Annotated in this window: 18 protein-coding genes; 7 read left to right on the top strand and 11 right to left on the bottom strand. The window is 73.1% G+C overall.

Annotation, left to right across the window (positions count from 1 at the left end):
* Positions 1 to 246: 246 nt before the first annotated feature.
* Positions 247 to 804, bottom strand: a complete 558-nt coding sequence (locus tag AC1UE5_RS13200) for a TetR/AcrR family transcriptional regulator (protein ID WP_482924054.1) — start codon at positions 802 to 804, stop codon at positions 247 to 249.
* Between the two features lie 74 nt (positions 805 to 878).
* On the opposite strand from AC1UE5_RS13200, the gene AC1UE5_RS13195 reads away from it, so the two are divergent.
* Entirely contained in the window at positions 879 to 1724 is an 846-nt protein-coding gene (locus AC1UE5_RS13195) for an oxygenase MpaB family protein (RefSeq protein WP_482924051.1), read from the top strand.
* 2 nt (positions 1725 to 1726) lie between these two features.
* On the opposite strand, the gene AC1UE5_RS13190 is transcribed toward AC1UE5_RS13195, so the two are convergent.
* Together AC1UE5_RS13190 and AC1UE5_RS13185 are read right to left on the bottom strand one after the other, a co-directional pair.
* Positions 1727 to 2368, bottom strand: coding sequence for an alpha/beta hydrolase (locus tag AC1UE5_RS13190; RefSeq protein ID WP_482924048.1), 642 nt, complete (start codon positions 2366 to 2368; stop codon positions 1727 to 1729).
* Entirely contained in the window at positions 2365 to 3297 is a 933-nt protein-coding gene (locus AC1UE5_RS13185; protein WP_482924044.1) for a VOC family protein, read from the bottom strand. The genes AC1UE5_RS13190 and AC1UE5_RS13185 overlap by 4 nt, the downstream gene beginning before the upstream one ends.
* A 65-nt stretch (positions 3298 to 3362) precedes the next feature.
* Here AC1UE5_RS13185 and AC1UE5_RS13180 point away from each other — a divergent pair, with 65 nt between their 5' ends.
* Positions 3363 to 4079 (top strand): VOC family protein, encoded by a 717-nt coding sequence (locus AC1UE5_RS13180; RefSeq protein ID WP_482924040.1) that lies wholly within the window; start codon positions 3363 to 3365, stop codon positions 4077 to 4079.
* On the opposite strand, the gene AC1UE5_RS13175 is transcribed toward AC1UE5_RS13180, so the two are convergent.
* From AC1UE5_RS13175 to AC1UE5_RS13165, 3 genes are all read right to left on the bottom strand, one after another.
* Complete coding sequence (locus AC1UE5_RS13175) at positions 4076 to 4903, bottom strand: DUF559 domain-containing protein (protein WP_482924036.1); 828 nt, start codon at positions 4901 to 4903, stop codon at positions 4076 to 4078. The two genes, AC1UE5_RS13180 and AC1UE5_RS13175, sit on opposite strands and share 4 nt — an antisense overlap.
* Positions 4904 to 5192: 289 nt before the next feature.
* Complete coding sequence (locus tag AC1UE5_RS13170; RefSeq protein ID WP_482924033.1) at positions 5193 to 7391, bottom strand: 3-hydroxyacyl-CoA dehydrogenase NAD-binding domain-containing protein; 2199 nt, start codon at positions 7389 to 7391, stop codon at positions 5193 to 5195.
* Between the two features lie 2 nt (positions 7392 to 7393).
* The gene (locus tag AC1UE5_RS13165; protein ID WP_482924031.1) at positions 7394 to 8611 is read right to left on the bottom strand and encodes an acetyl-CoA C-acetyltransferase; all 1218 of its coding nucleotides are present in this window, start codon (positions 8609 to 8611) and stop codon (positions 7394 to 7396) included.
* A 202-nt stretch (positions 8612 to 8813) separates the two neighbouring features.
* Between AC1UE5_RS13165 and AC1UE5_RS13160 the strand changes: the two genes are divergently transcribed.
* Complete coding sequence (locus AC1UE5_RS13160; RefSeq protein WP_482924029.1) at positions 8814 to 9353, top strand: methylated-DNA--[protein]-cysteine S-methyltransferase; 540 nt, start codon at positions 8814 to 8816, stop codon at positions 9351 to 9353.
* Entirely contained in the window at positions 9350 to 10294 is a 945-nt protein-coding gene (locus tag AC1UE5_RS13155) for a DNA-3-methyladenine glycosylase family protein (protein WP_482924027.1), read from the top strand. The genes AC1UE5_RS13160 and AC1UE5_RS13155 overlap by 4 nt, the downstream gene beginning before the upstream one ends.
* Here AC1UE5_RS13155 and aac(3) read toward each other — a convergent pair.
* Together aac(3) and AC1UE5_RS13145 are read right to left on the bottom strand one after the other, a co-directional pair.
* Positions 10291 to 11151, bottom strand: coding sequence for an aminoglycoside 3-N-acetyltransferase (aac(3), locus tag AC1UE5_RS13150; protein ID WP_482924025.1), 861 nt, complete (start codon positions 11149 to 11151; stop codon positions 10291 to 10293). The genes AC1UE5_RS13155 and aac(3) overlap by 4 nt on opposite strands.
* A gap of 49 nt (positions 11152 to 11200) precedes the next feature.
* A complete protein-coding gene (locus tag AC1UE5_RS13145; RefSeq protein WP_482924023.1) occupies positions 11201 to 13150 on the bottom strand; it encodes a beta-propeller domain-containing protein in 1950 nt (649 codons plus the stop codon).
* 261 nt (positions 13151 to 13411) lie between these two features.
* On the opposite strand from AC1UE5_RS13145, the gene AC1UE5_RS13140 reads away from it, so the two are divergent.
* The gene (locus tag AC1UE5_RS13140; RefSeq protein WP_482924020.1) at positions 13412 to 14893 is read left to right on the top strand and encodes an amidase; all 1482 of its coding nucleotides are present in this window, start codon (positions 13412 to 13414) and stop codon (positions 14891 to 14893) included.
* A 17-nt stretch (positions 14894 to 14910) separates the two neighbouring features.
* Entirely contained in the window at positions 14911 to 15636 is a 726-nt protein-coding gene (locus AC1UE5_RS13135) for an OBAP family protein (protein WP_482924018.1), read from the top strand.
* On the opposite strand, the gene bcp is transcribed toward AC1UE5_RS13135, so the two are convergent.
* The 3 genes from bcp to AC1UE5_RS13120 all read right to left on the bottom strand — a co-directional run bounded on the left by bcp (position 15633) and on the right by AC1UE5_RS13120 (position 18671).
* Positions 15633 to 16094, bottom strand: a complete 462-nt coding sequence (gene bcp / locus AC1UE5_RS13130; RefSeq protein ID WP_482924016.1) for a thioredoxin-dependent thiol peroxidase — start codon at positions 16092 to 16094, stop codon at positions 15633 to 15635. The genes AC1UE5_RS13135 and bcp overlap by 4 nt on opposite strands.
* Before the next feature lie 280 nt (positions 16095 to 16374).
* A complete protein-coding gene (gene pyk, locus AC1UE5_RS13125) occupies positions 16375 to 17784 on the bottom strand; it encodes a pyruvate kinase (RefSeq protein WP_482924014.1) in 1410 nt (469 codons plus the stop codon).
* Between the two features lie 26 nt (positions 17785 to 17810).
* A complete protein-coding gene (locus AC1UE5_RS13120; protein WP_482924012.1) occupies positions 17811 to 18671 on the bottom strand; it encodes a DNA-formamidopyrimidine glycosylase family protein in 861 nt (286 codons plus the stop codon).
* Positions 18672 to 18786: 115 nt separating this feature from the next.
* On the opposite strand from AC1UE5_RS13120, the gene AC1UE5_RS13115 reads away from it, so the two are divergent.
* On the top strand, positions 18787 to 18969 hold the full coding sequence (locus tag AC1UE5_RS13115) for a hypothetical protein (RefSeq protein WP_482924010.1): 183 nt from the start codon (positions 18787 to 18789) through the stop codon (positions 18967 to 18969).
* The last annotated feature ends 2 nt before the right edge of the window (positions 18970 to 18971 follow it).

Below are 18971 nucleotides of genomic sequence, written 5' to 3'. Positions count from 1 at the left end.
TCCGCTTCAACGCGTGAACGCGAGAAGCCGAAGCCCAGATCACTAGCCCCTCGAGCCGAACCGGACGCGCCGGCACGAACGGGAGACCCTGGCCGCGTCCGCGACAAGCTGCGTTCGTGGATCGACGTCGTCTACATCGCGGTGAAGGCTCCGGAGATCGTGAGGTTCTTCTCCGACCTGTTGCGCGACTGACGCGAACTCCACCTGATCTGAAGGGCGCGGCCCCGGCCGCGCCCTTCGCCGTGCTCACAGGCCGGCGATCGGGAGCAGGTGCGTGCGGGCGAACGCGCGCAGGTCGTCCGCGGAGGCGGTCGGGATGGCGCCGTTCGGCGTCAGGAGGAGGGAGATCGCGAGGCGGACGAGCATCTCGGCCGCCACGTCGGGGTCGGGCGCGCGGGTGTCCGCGTCGCGCAGGAGGGTGGCGAGGAGCGCGCGGCCGGCCGCGAGGACGGGCTCGGCGTCGTGGGTGAGGACGGGCAGGAGCGTCTCGGGCTCGTCGGTGAGGAGGCGGTGGACGAGTGGGTGCTCGCGGGCGAGGCCGAACCCGATCGCGACGCCCTCGACGAAGCGGTCCGCAGGGGTCGCGAGGCCCCGCGTCGCGCCGTCGATCGCGGCGAAGAAGCGCTGCGACTCGCGCGCGACGACCGCGCCCAGCAGCGCCTGCTTGGACGCGAACCGGCGGTAGACGGTGACGCGGTTGATGCCGCAGTCGCGCGCGATGTCCTCCACGCTCGCGCGCCGGACGCCCTGCGTGCTGAAGCGGCCGAGCGCCGCATCGAGGATCCGCTCCGCCACCGCGTCCATCCGGCGCCGAAGCCTAGTCCGTGCAACAATGCAACGAATCTGTTGCTCTGTTGCAGCGCCCGGAGGTTGACTCGATGCTCGGACCCGACTCGCTCACGTGGAAGTACCTCGGCGACCGCCGGCTGCTCTTCTTCCTGCACCGGACCGGGACACTGCAGAACATGCACCCCGCGGTCGCGGCCGTGCTGCTTGAGCACTCGGACTTCTTCGAGGACCCGTACGACCGGTTCGCGCGCTCGATCCCCAACATCCTCGGCGTCGTCTACGACGCGCCCGCGCGGCAGACCGGCCACCTCGTGCGCGACTTCCACCGCGGACTGAAGGCGACCGACCACAGCGGACGCCGCTGGCACGCGCTCGACCCGAAGGTCTACTACTGGACGCACGCGACGTTCGTGGAGATGCTCGTCGCGATGACGGACGCGTTCGGGCGCCCGCTCACGCTCGCGGAGAAGGACCAGCTGATCGCCGAGTCCGTCGAGTGGTGGTCGCTCTACGGCATGACCGAGCGGCCGGTCGAGGCGCACGACTGGGCGACGTTCGACGCGTACTGGCACCGGATGCTCGAGGAGGAGCTCGAGTCCAACGCGGTGACCGACTTCGCGTTCTCCCCGGGGCGCTTCCCGGCGCCTCCCGGCGTCCCCGGGCCGCTGTGGAAGGTCGTGCGCGGGCCGCTCGACGCGTACTCGCGCTGGATCTCCAACGCCCTCCTGCCGCCGCGCGCCCGGGAGATCCTCGGCCTGGACTGGGGCAAGGTCGACGCGGCGGCGTTCGGCGCGCTGCGCTTCGCGGTGCGGACCGTGTGGCCGGTCGTTCCCCCGCAGCTCAGGTACGCGCCGCGCGCCCGCGAGGGCTACCGGCGCGCTCGCGAGCTGGAGCGCGAGGCCGCGGCCACCGAGCGGGCCGCCGCGGCCGTGTAGGCCTACAGCTTCAGCGTCGTGCGCAGCCACTCGACCGCCGCGGGGACGTGCGCGGGGTCGATGTGGTGCGCGGCGTCGGACTCGTGGTATTCGACGTCGAGGCCACCGGCCGTGAGGAGGTCGCGCGCCTGGCGGGCGAACTCGACGTCCATCACCTGGTCGTACCGGCCGTGCGCGACGAACACGCGCAGGCCGGGGCGGCTCGCGAGGTCCGGCTGCCAGCCGTCGACGGTCGGGATGAAGCCGCTGAACGCGAGGATGCCCGCGGGCGCGGGACGGTCGCTCGGCAGCCCCAGCGAGTAGCTCATCACCGAGCCCATGCTGAACCCGCCCAAGACGGTCTGCGCGGGCGTCAGGCCGGTGCGCTCCCACAGCTCGTCGTGGAACTGCGCGAGCTTGCCGTACGCGGCGTGGAACGTGTCGTGGTCGGGGTAGCCGACGCGCGGCACGACGTACCAGTGCTTGCCCGGCCAGCCGGGCACGGTCAGCGGGCCGCCGGGGGTGACGACGTGCAGCCGGCGCTCCGGGTCGAGGACGTCCGCGAGCCCGAGCAGGTCGTGCTCGTCGGCGCCGCGGCCGTGGTGGAGGACCAGCAGACCGGCGGGGTCGCCCGCCGCCGGCCGCTCGTTGAAGACCAGGCTCACGCCTCCACCCTCTCACGCTGGGTCGTGCGCGGGTTGACGACCGGGGTGAGCGTGCGCTCGAGCTGCTCCTGGACGTGCGCGTGCATCTTCGGGACACGGAGCGCCTCGCCGAGGCGGTCGGGGTCCTCGTCCGTGGCGAAGCCCGGGCTCAGCGTCGCGATCTCGAACAGCACCCCGCGCGGCTCGCGGAAGTAGATCGCGTCGAAGTAGTCGCGGTCGCGGACGTCCGAGACGAACCCGCCGCGGTCACGGATCAGCGCCTGCCACCGAAGGTGGTCCTCGTCCCGCGACGCCCACGCGATGTGGTGGACGGTGCCGGCGCCGGACTCGCCGTAGCCGGTCGCCTGGTCGTAGGCCCAGTGGAAGTGGCGCCGCTCGCCCTGCAGGCGGTACTCGCCGTCGCCCTCGTAGGTGAAGCCGAGGACGTCGGTGAGGAGCTTCTCCTCGACGTTCGCGTAGGCGCTGTAGGCGCGGGCGCCCTCGAGGCCGAGGATGGCGTGCTCGGCGGGGACGTCGGGGTGGACCGCGCGGAGCGGCGGGTTGCCGTCGTCCGCGACGACGAGCTGGAGGCTGAGGCCGTCGGGGTCCTGGAAGCTCAGGCGATCGGCCGCACGCTCGGTCGCGACGCCGCGCGCGTTCAGGCGCTGCTCCCAGAACCCGAGGGCGTCGTCGTCCGCGACGCCGAGCTGGAGCGTGTGGATCATGCCGAGCCCCGGCTCGCCCTGGCGGGCGCCCTGGTACTCGAACCAGGTGAGGATCGAGCCCGGCGCGCCCTGCTCGTCGCCGAAGTAGAGGTGGTAGGCGGTCGGGTCGTCGAAGTTGACCGTCTTCTTCACCAGACGCAGGCCCAGGACGTCCGCGTAGAAGTCGACGTTCGCCTGGGCGTCGCCGGTGATCATCGTGATGTGGTGCAGGCCTTCGAGCTTCATGGTGCAAACGATCGTAGCAGGTAGTTGCGCGCACAACTACTTTGCGTCGTGGCATCGTTCGGCGGATGCTCGACCACCTCGGCATCTGGGTCTCGGACCTCGACGCGTCCCGCCGCTTCTACACCACGCTGCTCGGCGAGCCGGACGCCGACGGCACGTACGTGGAGTGGCAGAACTTCGCGATCGGCCACTCTCCGGACCGTCCGGCCACGCGGGGGCTGCACGTCGGGTTCGTCGCGTCCTCACGGGCGGCGGTCGACGCGACCTGGCAGGCGTGCGTCGACGCGGGCTTCCGGTCCGACGGGGAGCCGGGCCCGCGCGAGTACACGCCCGAGTACTACGGCGGCTTCCTGCTCGACCCCGACGGCAACTCGATGGAGCCCTGCCACATGGAGCAGATGGCGACGAGCGGGGTCATCGACCACATCTGGCTCCGCACGCCGTCGGTCGCGGCGCTCCGCCCGGGCTACGACGCGATCGCGCCCCACGCGAACCTCAGCGTCGCCCACGCCGACGCGACCTCGGTCCGCTACCGCGCGCCGAACGGCTTCACGTTCACCTTCCTCGAGGACGAGCGGCCGGCGACCGAGCACGTCCATCTCGCGTTCACCTCCCCGCGCCCGGGCGCGGTCGAGGCGTTCCACGCCGCCGCGCTCGGCGTGGGCTGGCGCGACAACGGCGGCCCCGGCGAGCGCCCGCAGTACCACCCCGGCTACCACGCGGCCTTCGCGCTCGACCCCGACGGCCACAACGTCGAGGTCGTCGACCACGGGGACGGCTAGGCGGCGGCGCGGGCGCTGAGCGCGACGGCGAGCGCCGCGACGACCGTGTGGGGACGGTCGACGAGCTGCCGCCAGGTGATGCGGATCACCGCGTAGCCGGCCTGTGCAAACGCGACCCCGCGCACCCGGTCGAGCTCGAACTGGCGACGGTCGCCGTGGAACGCGAACCCGTCGACCTCCACGATCACCCGCTCCTCCCGCCACACCGCGTCAGCCTCGAAGCCCGCGACGACGACGTTCGTGTCGGGCCGCGGCAGCTCGGCCTCGCGGAGGAGCGCGAGCAGCCGCCGCTCCGCCTCCGACCGCGTGAACCGCGGCCCCTCGGCCAGCACCTCCGCCAGCCGGCCGCGCGCTCGCCGCCGCAGCGACGACCGACGGACGAGTCCCCGCCGCTCCGCCGCCGCGACGAGCTCCTCCAGCGCCTCGGGCGCCAGGAACGGCGCGACGTCGAGGATCGTGCGCTCCGGCGAAGTGACCGCGAGGCCCCGGATGCGGCGGACGTCGCCCGGCGGCAGCTCCCGTGTCCGGTGCACGGTGATCCCAGGGCGCGAGCGCCGGTGCGTCCCACCCGCCACCGTCACGTGGACCGTCGCGTCGCCCCGCTGCGCTCCCGGGAGGCTCCACAGCCCGAGCCCGCTCCACCAGCTCGCGACCGCGTCATCACCGACGGCGAGCACGGCCGCCGTCTCCCGCCCCAGCGGCGGCAGCGCCGTGTGCCCCACCGCGTACACGCTCCGGTGGAGCAGGTGCAGCCGCGCGTTGCGCACGCGCCGGTCGATGCCGCTGGGTGAAAGCCCCCGCGCCAGCAGCTGCGCGCGCGTCACGATCCCGTTCTGCCGCGCGGCCAGGCCGGCGACGTCGACGTCACTCGCACCGCGCGCCAGCGCGGCCGAGTCACGTTCAGCCCCGATAGCGGGCTCGATGTGACTCGTCCCGCGGTCGCGGGCGAGGGTGTCACGTTCGCGTCGTGGTGGCAGGGTCGGCATGCGCGCACGATGGCTGGGGAGGTGCGTGGCATCTCCGGCGGCGCGTCGCGGATCTGCGGCGGAACGCGCGAGGGGCGCGGCAAGCGCCGCGCCCCTCGGACGACAACTGCGATGTGAGCGCGGGGCGCTACGCCGCGACGAGGGTCTCCTCGTCGGAGTAGATCTCACCGCGCTCGGCCTTCTCGACCAGCGACGCCGGCGGGGTGAAGCGCTCGCCGTAGGTGGCGGCGAGCTCGCGCGCGCGGGCGACGAAGCCGGCAAGGCCGCCCTCGTAGCCGTTGATGTACTGCAGGACGCCGCCGGTCCAGCCGGGGAAGCCGATGCCCATGATCGAGCCGATGTTCGCGTCGGCGACCGACTCGATCACGCCCTCGTCGACGCACTTGACCGTCTCGATGGCCTCGATGAAGAGCATCCGCTCCTCGAGGTCCTTCAGGTCGATCGTCGACGGGTCGGAGACCGGCGGGAACGCGTCACGCAGGCCCTTCCACAGCCCGATGCGCTTGCCCTCGGCGTACTCGTAGAACCCCGCGCCCTCGAGGCGGCCCGGCCGCCCCTCGCCGACCATCTTGTCGATGATCGCCTCCGAGGGGTGCGTCGGCCAGGTGCCGCCCGCCGCCTCGACCGCGTCGATCGAGGCCTTGCGGATCTTCTGCATGAGCTTCATGTTCAGCTCGTCGGAGAGCTGCAGGACCGGGGCCGGGTAGCCCGCCTGCGACGACGCCTGCTCGATCGTCGGCGCGGGGATGCCCTCGCCGAGCATCGCGATGCCCTCGTTGATGAAGGTGCCGATGACGCGCGAGGTGAAGAAGCCGCGCGAGTCGTTGACGACGATCGGCGTCTTCTTGATCTGCTTCGCGAGATCGAGCGAGCGGTACAGCGTCTCGTCGTTGGTCTTCTCGCCCTTGATGATCTCGAGCAGCGGCATCTTGTCCACGGGGGAGAAGAAGTGCAGCCCGATGAAGTCGGCCGGGCGCGACACGCCCTCGGCCAGCTCCGTGATCGGCAGCGTCGAGGTGTTGGAGCCCAGGAGCGCGCCCTCGGCGAGGAACGGCTCGATCTCCGCGAAGACCTGCGCCTTCACCTTCGGGTCCTCGAACACGGCCTCGATGACGAGGTCGGCGTCCTTGGCGTCCTCCGGCTTGGTCGTCGGGAGGATGCGGGCGAGCAGCGCGTCGCCGTCCTCCTGCGACTGGCGCCCGCGCGAGACGGCCTTCTCCACGAGCTTCTCGGAGTAGCCCTTGCCCCGCTCGGCAGCGGCCTGGTCGACGTCCTTGAGGACGACCTCGATGCCGCTCTTCGCGCAGACGTACGCGATCGCGGCGCCCATCATGCCGGCGCCGAGCACGACGACCTTCTTGGACTGCCACGGCTCGATGTCCGCCGGGCGGCCACGGTCGCCGTTGACCTGCTGGAGGTCGAAGAAGAACGCCTGGATCATGTTCTTCGCCACCTGGCCGGTGACGAGGTCCACGAAGTAGCGCCCCTCGATCTCGAACGCGGTGTCGACGTCGACCTGCGCGCCCTCGACCGCCGCGGCCATGATGTGGTGCGGCGCCGGGTAGTTCGCGCCCTTGAGCTGCTTGCGCAGGTTCGCCGGGAACGCGGGCAGGTTCATCGCCAGCTTCGGGTTCGACGGCGTGCCGCCCGGGATCTTGTAGCCCTTCTGATCCCACGGCTGGCCGGCGAAGTCCTCGCCCTGGGCGAGGATCCACTTCTTGGCGGCCGGGACGAGCTCGTCACGCGTGGCGACGACCTCGTCGACGACGCCGAGCTCCTTGGCCTTGGCCGGCTTGAGCCGCTTGCCCTGCAGCAGCAGCTGCATGAGCGCGTCGACGATGCCGAGCATGCGCACCGAGCGCACGACGCCGCCGGCGCCCGGGAGCAGGCCGAGCTGGACCTCCGGGAACCCGACGACGGCCTTCGGGTCGTCGACGATCACGCGGTGGTGCGTGGCGAGGCAGATCTCCAGGCCGCCGCCCAGCGCGGCGCCGTTGATCGCGGCGACGACCGGGACGCCGAGCGTCTCCAGGCGGCGCAGCACGGCCTTGCCCTCGCGGACGAACGTCGCGACCTCGTCGGCGTGCTCCTTGTCGGCCTTCTTCAGGTCGTTGAGGTCACCGCCGGCGAAGAACGTCTTCTTCGCGGACGTCAGGACGACGCCCTTGATCGAGTCCTTCTCGGCCTCGAGGCGCTCGACCGTCGCGAGGATGGACTCGGCGTAGGCCGAGTTCATCGTGTTCGCCGACTGGTTCGGGTCGTCGAGGGTGAGGACGACGATCCCGTCCTCGCCCTGCTCCCACTTGATGGTGGTGGACTCGGCCATGACTAGAGCGCCTCCACGACGGTCGCGATGCCCATGCCGCCGCCGACGCAGAGCGTCGCGAGGCCGTAGCGCTTGCCCTGGCGGTGCAGCTCGTCGATGAGCGTGCCGAGGATCATGCCGCCGGTCGCGCCGAGCGGGTGGCCCATGGCGATGGCGCCGCCGTTGACGTTGACCTTCTCCATGTCGAGGTCCATGTCCTTGACGAAGCGCAGGACGACCGCGGCGAACGCCTCGTTGATCTCGACGAGATCGAGGTCGTCCTTGGTCAGGCCGGCCTTGGCGAGCGCCTTCTTGGACGCGGGCGCGGGGCCCGTGAGCATGATCGTCGGGTCCGCGCCGGAGACCGCGGTCGCGAGGATGCGCGCCTTCGGCTTGAGGCCCAGCTCCTCACCCGTCTGCGCGTTGCCGATGGCGAGCAGCGAGGCGCCGTCGACGATGCCCGAGGAGTTGCCCGGGGTGTGGACGTGGTCGATGCGCTCGACCCAGTGGTACTTCTGCAGCGCCACGGCGTCGAAGCCGCCCATCTCGCCCATCATGGCGAACGACGGCTTGAGCTTGCCGAGCGTCTCGACGGTCGTGCCGGGGCGGATGAACTCGTCGTGGTCGAGGACGACGTGGTCGTTGATGTCCTTGACCGGGATGACCGAGCCCGCGAAGCGGCCCTCGGCCTGCGCGGCGGCGGCGCGCTCCTGCGAGCGGACGGCGTACGCGTCGACGGTCTCGCGGTCGAACTCCTCGACGGTCGCGATCAGGTCCGCGCCCACGCCCTGCGGGATGAAGGACGTGTCGTAGTTCGTCTCCGGGTCCATCGCCCAGGCGCCGCCGTCGGAGCCCATCGGTACGCGCGACATCGACTCGACGCCGCCGGCGAAGACGAGGTCCTCCCAGCCGGACGCGACCTTCTGCGCGGCGATGTTGACCGCCTCGAGGCCCGACGCGCAGAAGCGGTTGAGCTGCACGCCCGCGACCGTGTTCGGCAGGCCGGCCTTGATGGCCGCGGTCTTGGCGATGTCCGCGCCCTGGTCGCCGACCGGCGACACGCAGCCCAGGACGACGTCGTCGACCCGCGAAGGATCGAGCTGGTCGTTGCGGCTGAGCATCTCGTGCATCAGCCCGACGACCAGGTCCACCGGCTTGGTGGAGTGGAGCGACCCGTTGCTCTTGCCCTTGCCACGGGGCGTGCGGATCGCATCGAAGACGAGCGCTTCGGTGCTGCTCATTGCTGACTCCTGAACTCGGGACGAAGGCTCGCGGCACACGTCGACACGCCGGATGCCGCGGCAGGGTTCTAAAGTAGGACGCGCTACGTCCCACTGCCTGTGGTGGCTGCACAACGTCGCGCGGGAGCAGTGTGACGCGAACCCACGGGCCGCGCGTCATTGCGGACCGAAACCGTCCGCCTGCGGCGCGAGGATGGAGCTCATGGACGCCGCGGCCGGCTTCGCGCACTTCGACACCGCCCTCGGCCGGTGCGCGCTCGCGTGGAACGGCGACGGCGCGCTGACGGGCGTCCGACTGCCCGGCAACGACCGCGCGCGGGCGTGGCCGGGCCTGGACGAGCGCGAGCCGCCGCCGCGCGTCGCCGCCGTGATCGACCGGGTGCGCGCGCTGACGGAGGGCGCACCCGACGACCTCGCGGACGTCGAGCTCGACGACAGCGGCGTGCCCGAGTTCCACCGCCGCGTGTACGCGGTCGCGCGCGGCATCGGGCCGGGGCGGACGCTGACCTACGGCGAGGTCGCGCGGGCGCTCGGTGAGCCCGGCGCGGCGCAGGCCGTCGGGCAGGCGCTGGGGCGCAACCCGTTCCCCATCGTCGTGCCGTGCCACCGCGTGCTCGCGGCGGGCGGCGCCACCGGCGGGTTCAGCGCGCCGGGCGGGACCACGACGAAGCTGCGGCTGCTCGCGTTGGAGGGGCGACCGGAGCTGGCCGGGACGATGCCGCTGTTCGACGACGCGCCATGAGCGCCGGGTGGAGCGCGGAGCTCGAGCTGCGGGGCGCCGGCGGGGAGCCCGTCTCGCTCGCGCGCACGCTGCTCTCCCACGGCGTCGCGTCGCTCCCGCCGAACGTCGTGGCCGAGGACGGGCTGCGGTTCGAGACCGTCCTGCGTGACGACGCCGGGCGCGCGTGGGTCGTGCGGCTGCGGCCGAGCGGACCTGAGCGCGTCGTGCTCGACGCCCCGTGCGACGCGCCCGCGCCGCCGTCCGACGCACAGGGCACGCTGGTCGCGCAGCTGCGGCACGTCCTGCGGCTCGACGTCGACCTCAGCGCGTTCTACGCGCTCGCCGCCGCCGACCCCGAGCTGGCGTGGGCGGCCGAGGCGGGCGCGGGGCGGCTCGTGCGCGCGCCGACGGTCTTCGAGGACGTCGTCAAGACGATCTGCACGACCAACTGCGCCTGGTCGGCCACCGAGCGGATGGTCGGCGCGCTGGTCTCCGAGCTGGGCACGCCGGCGGAGGGGCGACCGGAGCGGCGCGCGTTCCCCACCCCGGAGCAGATGGCCGCGGCGCCCGAGGAGTGGTACCGCGACGTCGCGCGCGCGGGCTATCGCGGTGCGTACCTGCGCGAGCTGGCGGCGGGCGTCGTCTCTGGCGAGCTCGACCTCGAGGCGCTCGCCGACCCGGACCTGCCCGACGACGAGGCGGCCGAGCGGCTCCTCGCGCTCCCCGGCGTCGGCCCGTACGCGATGGCCCACGTGCTGATGGTCCTCGGCCGCTCGCGGCGGCTCGTGCTCGACTCCTGGACGCGCCCGACGTACCGGCGGCTGGCCGGGCGCCCGCGGGTGACCGACAAGGGCATCCAGCGGGCGTTCCGCAAGTACCGCGACCACGCGGGCCTGGCCTTCTGGCTCTACCTGACCCGCTCGTGGGTCGAGGAGGAGCCGGAGGCGCCGCCCGCGGCCTAGCCGGGCGTCGCGGCGCCGAGCGCGCGCTCGATCCAGCCGACGCCGAACCGCACCAGCTCCCCCGCGGGGAAGACGTGCGACGGCGCGGCGCCGACCCGGCCGGCGCTGCCGATCCCCGCGGCGAGCGCCGCGCTGGCGATGACCTCGAACGGCTCGTCGCCCTCCGGCACCACGGCGCCGTAGTCGAACGCGCCCTCCTCGGAGTCGATGTCGTGCAGCGTGCGCCAGACCCGCTGGCCGTCCTGGAGGATCGGCTGCTCGTAGCGGACGAAGCGCTTGCCGGGCGCCTGCGCCAGCGCCTCGGCGTGGTGGAGCAGCGTGATCGTGTCGAGCGGCGCGCCGAGCAGCAGCACCTTGCCGCCGTGGTCCGCGAGCCGCGCGAGCGGCGTGCCGGGCCCATGCGGGTCGTCCCACGGGTGGTCGGCGGTCAGCTCATCCGCGAGCGCCCCGACGGCGGCGAAGCTCACGTCCGGGTGCCGGCTGCGGCGTGCGCCGGGCCAGTGCCGCAGCGCCTCCGGCAGGCGGCCCACCGCGTGGTCGGCGGAGCTCAGCGCCGGGTCGAAGGGCGGATGCTCGGCGCGGATGGCCTCCTGCCACGCGGCCGGCCACGTCGTCCACTCGTAGGGCGGCGCCTCGTTCCACCCGCAGTACGCCATCAGCGTCCCGGCCGGCCCGACGGCGTCGAGCAGCGCCGCGATGACCGTCTGCGGGCCACCGGCGACCCAGCCGAGCGCCGACAGGCGCGTGTGGAACATGACCACGTCGCCCTCGGCCACGCCGAGCGCCCGGACCTCGCGCGCGAGCCGGCTGCGCGTGACGGGCCCGCCCGTGCGCTCCATCGTCTCCTGCTCGTCCATCGCGCCAGCGTACGAGCGGCACGCCGCCGCCCCGCATCACTCCCCGTGCTCAGACCAGCGGCGCGAAGCCGCGCGCCGCGAGGTCGCTGACCCCATTGACCGCGATGCCGTAGCGCGAGAGCGTCAGCAGCCGGTCGCCGACGACGACCGAGCGACCGATCGGCGGGTTCAGCCGGTCCTGCGCGGGCGCCGGATGCGTGATGCGGCCGACCTCGCCGACGGCCTCGCGCGAGACGCGGTAGGCGATCGCGCCGCTGAACGGCTGCTGGCCGTACGTGTCGACCGGCAGCACGGCGAGGTTCGCGGGTGCCCACCAGAGGAACGCGTGGTGGTCCTGCTCGGCCGCGGAGGCGCCGGTCTGGCCGAGCGCGGCGCGGGACAGGAGCTTCGGCTGGGCCGGGTCGCCCACGTCGAACAGCGAGACCTGCGGGCCGAGGCGCATGCCCTGCTCCGTCGCGTCCTGGCCGACGCCGAGCAGCAGCGTGTCGGAGATCGGATGCAGGTACGCGGAGTAGCCGGCGACCTTCAGCTCGCCCGTCACGCGCGGCTTCGTCGGGTCGCTGAGGTCCAGCGCGTAGAGCGGGTCGACCTGGCGGAACGTGACGACGTAGCCGCGCGCGCCGAGGAAGCGGACGGCGTAGATGCGCTCCCCCTTGCCGAGCCCGGTGACGCGGCCGATCGTGGTGAGCTTCCCGCCGTCGAGCTTCAGCACGCTGACGCCGCTCTGCGACTCGCCCTGGCCGGTCTCGGGGCTCCACGGCGCGTCCTCGGTGGTGGCGACGCGCAGCACGCCCTCGTGCTCGGACATCGAGAACTGGTTGAGGATGAACCCGGGGACGCTGCCCGAGCCCTGGTAGACCGTGCGCGGCTCGGCGCCGGCGGCGAAGATGTGCAGGTCGGTGACGCCGCCGCTGGTCGCGGGGTCGGCGTACCGGCGGCTGGCGACGACGAGGCTCGTGGGGCTCGCGTAGACGTCCTGCGCCGACGCCATCACGGCGTCGCGGTTGACGTTCATCAGGCCCTGGTCGAGGTCGACGGTGAGGACCGTCAGGAGATCCAGGCCGCTGAACGCGCGCGGGTGGCGCACGCGGGTGCAGGGGACGACCGAGCGGCGGTAGGTGCGGCGCGTGATGCGGCTCCTGATGGTCGTGCGCGGGAGGAAGCGGGCCGTCCTGGCCTTGGCCGCGCTCGCCTCGAGCTGCTGCGGCGTCGGCGCGGCGATCGGGTCGGGCGTGGAGGCGACGACGATGCGCGCCGCGGCGCCGGTGAGGCGCGCGCCCGCGAGGCGGCCCGCCAGCTCCATCGTGCGGGCGACCTTCGGCGCGGCGGGCTCGGTGACGTCGACCTCGGTGAGGAGCACCTTCGCCTCCTGGCCCGGGCCGGGCGCGATGTCCGACGACGCCGCCGTGTCGGGGAGGCGGGGCCCGACGACGTCGGTGGCCATCGGCGGCGTCGCGGAGCCGATCACGAGGAGCCGCGTCCCGCGCAGCAGGAGCTGGTGGGACGAGCCCGGCAGGTCGAGCTTGGCGACCTGCCGCGGCGGCGCGCCGGCGTCGGTGACGTCGAAGACGCGGAGCGCGGCGTCGCTGATGACGTACAGCCGCTTGCCGTCCGTCTTGACGAGGTCGGCCTCGTCGACGCCGGCCTCCTGGACGTTGGTGGTGGAGAACGCGGTGTCGCCCGCGCCGGCGGCGGCGTCGCTCTCGGCCATCGCGGGCGCGGTGGTCGCGGCGGGCGCCGGCATCCCGGACCCGTCGCGCTGGGCCGGGGTCGGCATGATGCCCGCGGGCTCGAGCGGCGGCGGCGAGACCACGTCGCCGCGGAACGGCACGCCGGTCGTCCCGCCCGTCTGCACGATCTTGTCGCGCGCGAACGCGGTCAGCTCCTGGCAGGAGTCGAAGCGCAGGAGCTTCGCCGTCCGGGCCTTGGCGGCGTCGGCCGTGGCGGGCACGGCGAGGAGGGCGATCAGGGCGACGAACGCGGCCGGGCGGCGGAGCATGGCGCGATGCTACCGCCGACGTTGCACCTGCCACACCCCTGACCACCGGTCGAGCGACGGCGCCTCGATCTCCGCCACCCGGTCGGATGATGGAGGCCCGGTGCGCGCGTACCTTCTCTGTCGAGGCGCGGGCCACACCCCGCTTCCTCTCCTCCGGCGGCGGACCTGACCCACCCGCTGCCGACCCGATGCGTGTACGGGCGGGGCCAGGACGGGACAGCTTGGCCTCGCCCGTGCAGCACCTGTAGGTTCCGCGCCGCCATGGACGAGCGCACCTACGTCGAGCACGACGCTCTCGGCCTCGCGGAGGCGGTCCGCTCCGGTGTCGTCACTGCCGCGGAGCTCCTCGCGACCGCCCGCGCGCGCCTCGCGCGGATCGACCCGCAGCTGAACGCGGTCGCCCTGCGGCTGGACGAGCACGCAGACGCCCGCGTCGCCGGCCCGCTCGACGGCGCGTTCGCCGGCGTGCCGTTCCTCATCAAGGACCTCTACCAGGACCTCGAGGGCGTGCCCGCCTCCGCCGGCAGCCGGGCGCTCGCCGGCCGGCCCGCGGCGGTGACGAGCACGGTGGTGCAGCGATGGCTCGACGCCGGCCTGGTGATGCTCGCCAAGACGACGACCCCGGAGTTCGGCGCGAAGGGCGTCACCGAGGCCGAGCTGTTCGGGCCGACCCGCAACCCGTGGGATCCCGCGCGGACGCCCGGCGGCTCCTCGGGCGGCTCGGCGGCGCTGGTCGCCGCGCGGGTCGTGCCCGTGGCCGGCGCGAGCGACGGCGGCGGCTCGATCCGCATCCCGGCCGCGTGCACGGGGCTGGTCGGGCTGAAGGCGGGGCGCGGGCTGATCCCGATGGGCCCGGTGGACAGCGAGCCGCTGAACGGGCTCGCGACCCACGGCGTGGTGGCGCGGACGGTGCGCGACAGCGCCGCGATGCTCGACGTGCTGGCCGGCCCGGACGCGGTCAGCGCCTACGCGCCCGCGATGCCGGAGCGCCCGTTCCTCGACGCGATCGAAGAGCCGCTGGGACGGCTGCGGATCGGCTACACGGTGGCGTCCGCGATCCGCCCGCAGGCGCACCCCGAGGCGGTGCGGGCGGTCGAGCACGCCGCGCAGCTGCTCACCGACCTCGGCCACGAGGTCGAGGAGGTCGCGCCGCCGCACGACGACGCGCAGCTGGCCCGCGACTTCATGACGATCTGGTCCGTGCACCAGGCGATCGAGATCGACCGCATCGTGCGCGAGACCGGCGCGCCGGTCAGGACGTTCGAGCAGGACACGCGCATCATGGCGGCGCTCGGGCGCGCGGCGGGTGGGGTGGAGCTGCAGGCCGCCGACGAGCGGCGCCGCGAGCACATCGGCGCGCTCGCGCGGCTCCACGCCACCCATGATCTGCTGATGACGCCGACGCTGGGCGAGCCGCCGATCCGCGTCGGCGCGCTCGACACGCCGGCGCCGCTGCGGCTCGTGGCCGAGGCGCTGCTGCGCTCGCGCACGACGCGGCTGCTGCGCGTGGGCGGCGTGGTCGACGACGTGATCCAGAAGAACCTCGCGTGGGTTCCGTACACGCAGCTCGCCAACGTCACCGGCCGGCCCGCGATCTCGCTCCCGCTGCACTGGACGCCGGACGGGCTGCCGATGGGCGTGCAGCTCGTGGGGCGTCTGCGGTCGGAGGAGCTGCTGCTGCGCCTCGCGCGCCAGCTGGAGCAGGCCGCCCCGTGGGCGGAGCGGGTGCCACGGGTGGTCTGACGCGGGTAGGCCTCCACATGGCCAACCCGACGATCCCCAAGCGCGAGAGCCCGACGACGCCCGCCGGCGAGGGCCGCTCGCTGTGGCGGCAGACGCTCGAGGCGGGCGCCGCCGTCCTGCAGGACATGACGCCGCTCAAGGACTTCGACATCTACGTCGCGGGCCTGCACTGCGGGCACCACGAGCCGGAGATGCAGATGGAGGCGCACCACTTCTGCCGGCAGGTCAACCAGGACCTGTTGCAGTGCGTGATCTTCGACGGCAACACGAAGGACGCGAACCTGATCGGGATCGAGTACATCGTCTCCGAGCGGCTGTTCGCGACCTTGCCCCAGGACGAGCAGGGCATGTGGCACCCGCACAACTACGAGATCCTCTCCGGCCAGCTCGTCGCGCCCGGCCTGCCGGACGTCGCGGAGAAGGCGTTCCTCGCCCAGCTGATGAACAGCTACGGCAAGACGTGGCACACCTGGCACACCGGGCGCCACGACCGCCCGGGCGAAGGCGACCCGCTGCCGATGGGCGACGCGATGCTCATGTGGTCGTTCAACCGCGACGGCGAGGCCGACGAGGCGCTGAAGGGGAGCTTCTCCGCGGCGCTCGGCGTCGACGAGGCGGCCAAGCGGCGGCAGCGCGCGGACCTGGTGGAGCGCGCCCATCCCCAGCACGGCGTCGACGCGATGGCCGCCGCGTTCGACGGCACGACGCCGCTGCCGGGGGTGGTGGAGGCGGACCGGGCCTAGAGCTCGGCGAGCGCCTTCAGCACGACGTCGTCGTGCGTCTTCGGCGTCGCCTTCGGGATGACGTGGCGGACCGTGCCCTCCTCGTCGATGACGAACGTCGCGCGGGCGTTGCCCCAGTACGTGCGGCCGTACATCGACTTCTCGACCCACGTGCCGTACTGGTCGGCGACCGCGTGGCCCTCGTCGGCCAGCAACGTGAAGTTCAGCGACTGCCCGGCGTGGAACTTCTTGACCTTCGCGACCGGGTCGGGCGAGACGCCGAGCACGACCGCGCCGGCCGCGTCGTAGTCGCTCGCGTGGTCGCGGATGCCGCACGCCTGGGTGGTGCATCCGGGCGTGTCGGCCTTGGGGTAGAAGTAGAGGACGACCTTCTTGCCGCGGAGGTCCGAGAGCTTGACGGGGTTGCCGTCCTGGTCGGGGAGCTCGAAGTCAGGAGCCTGCTGGCCGGTCTCGATCATGCCCCACAGTCTGACCGGCCAGCAGGTGCATGGCCCTGACGGAGAGTGGCGTGTCCGGCGGCCGCTGTGGCGTCCGCTCTCGCGGATGCCGTGGCCGCCGGTCGCCTTCCCGTCCCCACCGTCCGAGTCCAGCGGGGCCGGGCGTCTGATGGCCGGGTCACACGTGTCCTGGTCTGGCGCGTCCCGGCGGTGAGCAGTCGATGGGGAGATGGTGCGGGAGCCGCGCCCGCGGCGCCACGGCCCGCCGGTCGGAAGTCGTCCCGACCGGCGGTCCGACCCGCTAGGGGATCTCGCGGACCATCACCAGGTTCGTCGCGCCCGGCGTGCCGGTCTGGCGGCCCGCCGTGAGGACGACCCGCGCTCCGGGACGCAGGCCCGCGACGTCGCGGGCGGTCGTCAGCGCCTCGTCGACCATGTCGTCGACCGAGCCCGCGACGCCCATGGTGGACGGATAGACGCCCCACTCCAGCGTGAGCTGCTCGGCCACGCCCACGTCGTGCGCCAGCGCCACGATCGGCTGCTTGCGCCGGTACTTCGCGCAGGTGCGCGCCGCGCCGCCGGTCGTCGTGGGGATGATCAGGGCCGCGGCGCCGAGCTCCTCGGCGAGCTCGACCGCCGCCCGCAGCACCGCGGCGTTCGCCCGCCGGTCGGGCACCGGGCGGGCGCGACCGTGGATCGACGGCGCCTGCTCGGCCGCCTGCGCGATCTCCGCCATCGCGGACACCGCCTCCACCGGATACGAGCCGATCGACGTCTCGCCGCTCAGCATCACCGCGGACGTCCCGTCGATGACCGCGTTCGCGACGTCCGCCGCCTCGGCCCGCGTGGGCTCGGGCGCGTTGATCGTCGACTCGAGCATCTGCGTCGCCGTGATGACGAACTTGCCCGCCTGCGTCGCGCGGAAGATCGTGTCCTTCTGCATGAGCGGCACGTGCGCGACGCCCGCCTCGACGCCGTAGTCGCCGCGCGCGACCATCAGCCCGTCGGCGACGTCGATGATCTCGTCGAGGTGCTCGTACGCCTCGATCTTCTCGATCTTGGCGATGACCTTCGCCTTCGACCCGTGCTCGTGCAGCAGCCGGCGCAGCTGCTCGATGTCGCCCGCACCGCGGACGAACGAGAGCGCCACGAAGTCCGCGCCCAGCTCGGCGGCGAGCGCGAGGTCCTGCACGTCCTTCTCGGTGATCGCCGGCAGCTCGGGCCGCGCGTACGTCACGTTGACGCCCTTGCGCGCGACGACCGGCCCGGGCGAGACGGCGCGCGCGACGACCTGGTCGCCCTCGACGCGGTCGACCGCGAACCGCGGCACGCCGTCGCCGATCACGATCTGCGAGCGCTCGGTCACCAGCGACGCGAACGACTCGAACTCCACCTGCACGCGCGCGTCCTCAGCGCCGTTGCCCGAGCCGCAGAACACGAGCTCCTCGCCCGGCTTCACCTCGCGCTCCTCCACCCCGGCCGACAGCCGCAGCTTCGGCCCTTGGAGGTCGAACAGCAGGCCGATCGGGCGCCCGGCCCGCTCCGCCGCGGCGCGTACCGCCGCCGTCCGCTCGCGCAGCTCCTCGTGGGTCCCGTGGGAGCAGTTGAGGCGCGCGCAGTCCATGCCCGCCGCCACGAGGCTGTCGAGCAGCCCGGCCCGGTCGGTCGCGGGCCCGAGGGTCGCGACGATCTTCGTCCGCCGTTGCAGCATGTCGCTTCGTTCTTCCCGTCCGGCCGTCACTTGAGCAGGCGGGAGAGCCGCCGGTCCTTGAGGACCTTGCCGCCCGTCTGGTCGTGCGGGCAGTAGCACATGACGTAGTCCTCGTAGTGGACCGCTTCGATGGTCGTGCCGCAGCGCGGACACGGCTCGCCGGCCTTCCGGTGCACCTGCAGCGGAAGCGGGAGCTTGTCGGGGATCGGGAGGTGCACGACCTCCTCGTAGTGCTGGATCGCGCCGTCCAGGACGTCGCGGATCGCGGTGCGCAGGGTGTCTGCCTCCTCGGCGCTCAGATCGTCGCCGCGCTTGAAGGGAGAGAGCTTCGCCGTCCAGAGGATCTCGTCGACCCAGGAGCGACCGATGCCCGTGATGACGCGCTGATCGCGCAGCAGGCTGTGGAGCGGGCGCGGCGCCTTCAGCACCGCGGCGAGGTCCTCGGGCGGCTCGGGCCACGCCTCGGGCCCGAGCGTCGCGATCGCGTCGTCGGCCCGGACGGCCTCCTCGCCGCGCAGGACCTTCACCCACGCCGCCTGCTTCGTGCCGAACTCACGCAGCCGCAGCTCACGCTCGCCCTCCCCGCCGGAGAGGCGCAGGAGGAGCCGTGAGGTGCGGTCGCGCATCGACGCGCGCTTGTCGTAGAGCTGGAGGCGACCGGCGCTCATGAGGTGCACGAGCACGTGCAGGTCGCCCTCGACGTCGATGACGAGGTGCTTGCCGATGCGGCGAACGCCCTCGAGCCGCTGCCCGTCGAGCGCATGCAGCGGCGGGTCGAACGTCTTCAGCGCGTTGATGCCCGGCGCCATCGTCGACTCCACCACGGCGCCTGACACCGCCTCTGAGAGGCGGCGCGCCGTGATCTCGACCTCGGGAAGCTCGGGCACCTGCCCTCCGATCCTACGACTCTCCGGTTGACCCGCGAATCAGGGTTGACACCCCCGCAACAGGTGGCACCCTCCTCTGAGCAGGACCGGGAACGACCCTGAGGGAGGAGCCGGGATGGACGACCTGTTCACGCCACCTGTCGACGAGCGCGCGGAGCGGTTCACCAAGGAGCCGCCGGAGAGCGACGACCGCGAGATCGGCTTCGTGCTCCAGACGCACCCGCGCGGCAACGGCGACCTGCACGAGCGCGACACGGAGTACAGCGCCGAGCGCTGGAACGCGGTCCTCGGGTGGTGAGG

This window comes from Parviterribacter multiflagellatus, from assembly GCF_056863265.1.
Note: the sequence above shows the minus strand (reverse complement) of the source record. Positions and strands in the feature narration are given on the sequence as shown.

Coding starts and splice junctions, on each gene's coding strand:
- AC1UE5_RS13140 (WP_482924020.1), top strand. CDS start 13,412: ATGGACGAGCGCACCTACGTCGAGCACGACGCTCTCGGCCTCGCGGAG.
- AC1UE5_RS13165 (WP_482924031.1), bottom strand. CDS start 8,611: ATGAGCAGCACCGAAGCGCTCGTCTTCGATGCGATCCGCACGCCCCGT.
- AC1UE5_RS13185 (WP_482924044.1), bottom strand. CDS start 3,297: ATGAAGCTCGAAGGCCTGCACCACATCACGATGATCACCGGCGACGCC.
- AC1UE5_RS13200 (WP_482924054.1), bottom strand. CDS start 804: ATGGACGCGGTGGCGGAGCGGATCCTCGATGCGGCGCTCGGCCGCTTC.
- AC1UE5_RS13180 (WP_482924040.1), top strand. CDS start 3,363: ATGCTCGACCACCTCGGCATCTGGGTCTCGGACCTCGACGCGTCCCGC.
- pyk (WP_482924014.1), bottom strand. CDS start 17,784: ATGCTGCAACGGCGGACGAAGATCGTCGCGACCCTCGGGCCCGCGACC.
- bcp (WP_482924016.1), bottom strand. CDS start 16,094: ATGATCGAGACCGGCCAGCAGGCTCCTGACTTCGAGCTCCCCGACCAG.
- AC1UE5_RS13160 (WP_482924029.1), top strand. CDS start 8,814: ATGGACGCCGCGGCCGGCTTCGCGCACTTCGACACCGCCCTCGGCCGG.
- AC1UE5_RS13155 (WP_482924027.1), top strand. CDS start 9,350: ATGAGCGCCGGGTGGAGCGCGGAGCTCGAGCTGCGGGGCGCCGGCGGG.
- AC1UE5_RS13115 (WP_482924010.1), top strand. CDS start 18,787: ATGGACGACCTGTTCACGCCACCTGTCGACGAGCGCGCGGAGCGGTTC.
- AC1UE5_RS13195 (WP_482924051.1), top strand. CDS start 879: ATGCTCGGACCCGACTCGCTCACGTGGAAGTACCTCGGCGACCGCCGG.
- AC1UE5_RS13135 (WP_482924018.1), top strand. CDS start 14,911: ATGGCCAACCCGACGATCCCCAAGCGCGAGAGCCCGACGACGCCCGCC.
- AC1UE5_RS13170 (WP_482924033.1), bottom strand. CDS start 7,391: ATGGCCGAGTCCACCACCATCAAGTGGGAGCAGGGCGAGGACGGGATC.
- AC1UE5_RS13145 (WP_482924023.1), bottom strand. CDS start 13,150: ATGCTCCGCCGCCCGGCCGCGTTCGTCGCCCTGATCGCCCTCCTCGCC.